General features: G+C 44.0%; 5 protein-coding genes. All 5 read left to right on the top strand.

What is annotated here, in order from left to right:
• On the top strand, positions 1-697 hold a 697-nt coding region (locus tag PHE24_07020; protein ID MDD4902848.1), incomplete at its 5' end, for a helix-hairpin-helix domain-containing protein.
• Between the two features lie 7 nt (positions 698-704).
• A complete protein-coding gene (gene gatC / locus PHE24_07015; GenBank protein MDD4902847.1) occupies positions 705-989 on the top strand; it encodes an Asp-tRNA(Asn)/Glu-tRNA(Gln) amidotransferase subunit GatC in 285 nt (94 codons plus the stop codon).
• 245 nt (positions 990-1234) lie between these two features.
• Complete coding sequence (gene gatA / locus PHE24_07010) at positions 1235-2677, top strand: Asp-tRNA(Asn)/Glu-tRNA(Gln) amidotransferase subunit GatA (GenBank protein MDD4902846.1); 1443 nt, start codon at positions 1235-1237, stop codon at positions 2675-2677.
• Positions 2678-3158: 481 nt separating this feature from the next.
• The gene (locus PHE24_07005; GenBank protein ID MDD4902845.1) at positions 3159-4073 is read left to right on the top strand and encodes a hypothetical protein; all 915 of its coding nucleotides are present in this window, start codon (positions 3159-3161) and stop codon (positions 4071-4073) included.
• Positions 4074-4107: 34 nt separating this feature from the next.
• The coding region (locus tag PHE24_07000; GenBank protein ID MDD4902844.1) for a hypothetical protein at positions 4108-4693 on the top strand (586 nt) is incomplete at its 3' end.

Below are 4693 nucleotides of genomic sequence, written 5' to 3'. Positions count from 1 at the left end.
CAACCGCCGCCAGCTCGGGCATTTTGTTTCAAAAAGCGCCATGGATATCGAGGGCCTGGGGCCCAAGATAATCGACCAGCTGATGAAAGAGGGGCTGGTTCGCGATTCGGCCGATATCTATGACTTGAAAGAAGGGGATCTGACGCCGCTGGAAAGATTCGCTGAAAAATCGGCCAAGAATGTCATCGAATCTATCGACAATAGCCGGCAGGTGCCGCTGGCGCGCTTCATCAACGCGCTTGGCATTTTGCATGTGGGCGAAGAAACCGCGATCGATCTGGCTAATCATTTCGGCGATATCGAGAAGCTGTCGAGAGCGAGCGAGGAAGAGCTGGCCGCGTTGTCAAACATCGGTCCGGTGGTGGCTCAAAGCATCGCGCAATGGTTCGGCGAAGAAAAAAACAAGAAGCTCCTTGCGCGCTTGCTCAAAGCTGTTAAAATTGAAAGACCCAAGGTTTCAAGAAAAAAGCAGATTTTCAAGGGCATGACTTTGGTGCTCACGGGAGAACTGGCCGGCCTTAGCCGCGACCAGGCCAAACAGGCCATCCGCGAGCGCGGGGGAGATGCGGCTTCGTCGGTTTCCGCTAAAACGAGCTTGGTGGTGGCGGGCGCGGAGCCGGGGTCAAAATATGATAAAGCAAGAGAGCTGGGAGTGAAAATTATTGATGAAGAAGAATTTTTAGAGATGTTAAAATAACGCTTTTATGTTTGATGTCGCCCATATCGCAAAACTCGCCCGTCTGGGATTGAGCCAAGAGGATGAAAAAAAATTCGCCAAAGATCTGACGGCGATTTTGGATTTCATCGATAAATTGAAAGAGGTCGATGTCGAGGGCGTCGAGCCGACTTTGCAGGCGGCCGGGCTTAATAGCGTGATGCGCCGCGACGAGGGAATCAAGAGGCAGGAAGAAAGCAGAAAAAAGCTTTTGGCCAACGCGCCGGAGGCGAAGGACGATTATATTAAGGTGAAGGCGGTATTTGGAGAATAATTTTTTCCTTGCCGCTTTTTGTCAGCAATTTATCTCTTACTTTTTTGTAGCCACAAAAAAGTAACAAAAAAAGTCCCGCGCGACGATAAAACTTTAACAAAATCCGATTCGCCTCGCTAAATTTGCTATCCACAACGCCCCGACCTGACGATCGGGGCCCCACCACGGCACGCAAATTTAGACGCTCGGCTCATCTGGATTTTGTCCTAAAGTTTTTCGTATGCGCGGCCTGGATTAAGAATTTTATGGAACTGAAAAATCTCACAATTTCGCAAGTCCGCAACGGGCTGAAAAATAAGGAATTCACCGCTAAGGAATTGGTGAAAAGTTTTTTGGCGCACATCGAAAAAGAGGACGAAAAAGTCCACGCTTATTTGTCGACAACGGAAAAATTGGCGCTTGAGCAGGCCGAAAAAGTCGATGCCAAGATAGCGGCGGGCCTCGAAATCGGGCCGCTTGAAGGCGTGCCCTGCGCCATCAAAGACAATATCATGGTCGAGGGAGAAAAATGCACCGCGGCTTCAAAGATCATGGCAAATTATGTGGCGCCCTATGATGCAACGGTCATCAGGAAATTAAAATCGGCCGGAGTCATATTTTTGGGCAAGACCAATATGGATGAATTTGCCATGGGCTCTTCCACGGAAAACTCGGCGTATGGGCCGACCAGAAATCCCAATGATCTTGAGCGCGTGCCGGGGGGCTCTTCGGGAGGCTCGGCCGCGGCCGTGGCGGCGGATGAATGCGTTTTTTCTTTAGGTTCGGACACCGGCGGTTCTATCCGGCATCCCGCTTCTTTTTGCGGGGTCGTGGGGTTCAAGCCGACTTACGGCGCGGTATCGCGCTGCGGCGTTATGGCGATGGCTTCTTCATTGGACCAGATAGGGCCGTTAGCCAAGAATGTGGCCGATTGCAAAGCGGTCTTTGATGTCATAAAAGGCAAGGATCCGCGCGACGCGACAAGCACGAATTTTCCGGCGGCTAAAAATCATGAACCAAAAACTAACGACTTGCGCATCGGCCTGCCGAAAGAATATTTTGCCAAGGGGCTCGATCCGGAAGTGGAAAAATCGGTTAAGGCCGCCATCGGCAAATTGACGGCGCTGGGTGCCAAGATCAAGGAAATAAGTCTGCTGCATTCCGAATATGCTTTGGCTTGCTATTATATCTTGATGGCTTCGGAAGTTTCGGCCAATCTGGCGCGTTTTGACGGGATAAAATACGGCGTATCTGCGATCAGCGATAAGCAATCAGCGCCCAGCGATTTGCTGGATGTTTATCTGAAGTCGCGCCAGCACGGCTTCGGCGACGAAGTGCGCCGGCGCGTGATGCTGGGGACTTATTCATTATCTTCGGGCTATTACGATGCTTATTACCTGCGCGCGCAGAAAGTGCGCACCAAGATCGCCGATGATTTTAAAAAAGCTTTTGCCGAAGTCGATTTGATAATGACGCCGGTGGCGCCGACAACCGCTTTTAAGATAGGGGAGAAAATTGACGACCCCGTGACGATGTATCTGTCCGATATCTATACCGTGCCGGTGAATCTGGCAGGCGTGCCGGCGTTATCGATGCCTTGCGGCAAGGCGGGGAAACTGCCCGTCGGCCTGCAAATAATCGGTCCGCATTTTTCCGAAGAATTGATATTTCAGGTTGCTCAAACCATCGAGGATGCAATGCGATCCTAATTATCCGAATGGTGAAACTTATACTCCCGAAACTTTCTTATAAAATTACAGGTATTTGTTTTAAGCCGTATAGAGAATTAGATCTTTTTTGCCGTGAAGCGCAATGCAGCAATCGTTTAGAAGAGATGTTAATTTGTGCAGAGTTGTCTACAGGCGGAAATGCGAAAATACAGATGGAACAAAGCAACTTAATACTATATTAGTCAAAGCGCAAACTATATTTATGATAACCAAAATCCAAAAAATTGATTTGGGCAAGGGGGTTACTTTTAGCGGCGCAATTTAAATTGCGCTATTTTTATTTTAAAAAATTATCTATTTGTATGGAAAAAGAAAAGGATGTGATTAAGGGAGCCTGGAATAGCGTAGTAACTATTCTTGGCATCATAATTATATTTTCCTTATTCTCGACATTTTTGAAGCAAGAGAGCCATCTCAGGCAATTTTTACTTTAATTATAGTTGTATTAGCGGGATTATCTTTGTATAAATTTATAAATAGAAAGACAAATAATATTAGTAAGGAGGTTGACGCTAAATTAGCTAGTAAAAAAGAATCAATACTCGATTTAGGTTTAGCATCGAAAAAAGATAATATGCGCGAGGATTCAAAAGGAAAGATAGGGCAGAGAGGCGAATATTTTATAAAATATATTACTGGTCCACACGGTCAGTTGGGCTATCCTAAATATAATTTGATTCATTTTTCTAAAGTTAGCTACTCGGAATATTGTCGTTTTGGGAAAGCTGCGGGATTCTTATTATATGAGACTAGCAAAAATGGCGGTGCTAGCGCTGTATATGCTTATGGTTCGGTGGATTCTAATCAATCGAATATTGATCCTTCGGAAATATATGATTTTCCGTATAGTGTTAGGGTTATCATAAAAAAGAAAATAAACCCTAAAAATGGCATTCCTTTAAAAACAATAAGGAAAATAATTAATGTTTCCGGTACTATTCAGCGCCGAGGGGGGATTCTTAATATAGCTGAAGATGCTTTCAATGAGGTATGCAATTATTTGGATGAAAAAAAGGAAGAGGAATCTAATCTTTATTCAGATAGAACTGGAGTCGCTGATGTGGCAAAAACCGACGATGATTTAGATAATTTTTATTATTCTAGCGAAGTAGATGAATTTCTTGAGGACATAGAATCTTTCATTTTCGCCCCCAGAACAGACGACTTATTGAAGAGGGAGGAAATTCAAGAAATGGTGGAAGGATTTATAGAAAAAGCGATAATAAATGGTTATTTGTCTCAGAAAGACGCGATAAAAATGGATTCTCCTGAAAAAGAAGAATGGTTGAAAGATTTTTATGATAAAATAATAGAAAAAAGAAATGATGTCATGCATGCGATGGGTGGGCAGGACGATGACTTATGGGAAATATAATTTTATTTATTAATTTAAGGATTTGCTGCCGTTTTTGGACAATATCTATCAATTCATAAAAACAAAAAGTCCATGGAAAAATCCAGGGGATATTATTTTAGTAGTCCTGGGAATTATTTTTATTTTATTTGTTATTTTTTATCCCTTCGGGTCTTATAACAAGAGGGCTGAAAATAATAGGATTAGTCAACGAGATTCCTGGCGGTTAAATGGTGGCATTATTACGGACCCGGTAACATCCGGTCCGTCGATAGAAAGACTTCAGTCATCAACAAACACCGATTTACCTCCAGGAGATCTCCAGGCATACTATAATGTTTATCAAGCGCCATCGGTTTTGCACCTAAGGAAGGCCTTGAATAGCTATCTAGACGGTACCAATATAGGTATGGAAGGCAGGGCTGTTATAGAGAAAAGAATTATAGAGGGGTCTTTAACAGGACTGGATTCTTTTGACAAAACCTATTACAAAAGTAAGTTTATTGTTCTTGCCATAGATCCTTATGATTATGGCGGAGAGTTGGTTACAATTATTTTTCAGGACAAGCCGGACAAGATATTCCAAGCTTGGGTTTACTGGAATCAAGAGAATATTGATTATCGTGATTTTCGAGGTTTTT

The organism is Patescibacteria group bacterium, from assembly GCA_028707065.1.
Classification (GTDB): Bacteria; Patescibacteriota; Patescibacteriia; order Patescibacteriales; family WJLG01; genus JAQTUZ01.
This window is presented reverse-complemented; position numbering and strand designations above follow the sequence as displayed.

Bases quoted from the DNA above. Each gene is read 5' to 3' on its own strand.
- gatA (MDD4902846.1), top strand. From the start codon at position 1,235: ATGGAACTGAAAAATCTCACAATTTCGCAAGTCCGCAACGGGCTGAAA.
- gatC (MDD4902847.1), top strand. From the start codon at position 705: ATGTTTGATGTCGCCCATATCGCAAAACTCGCCCGTCTGGGATTGAGC.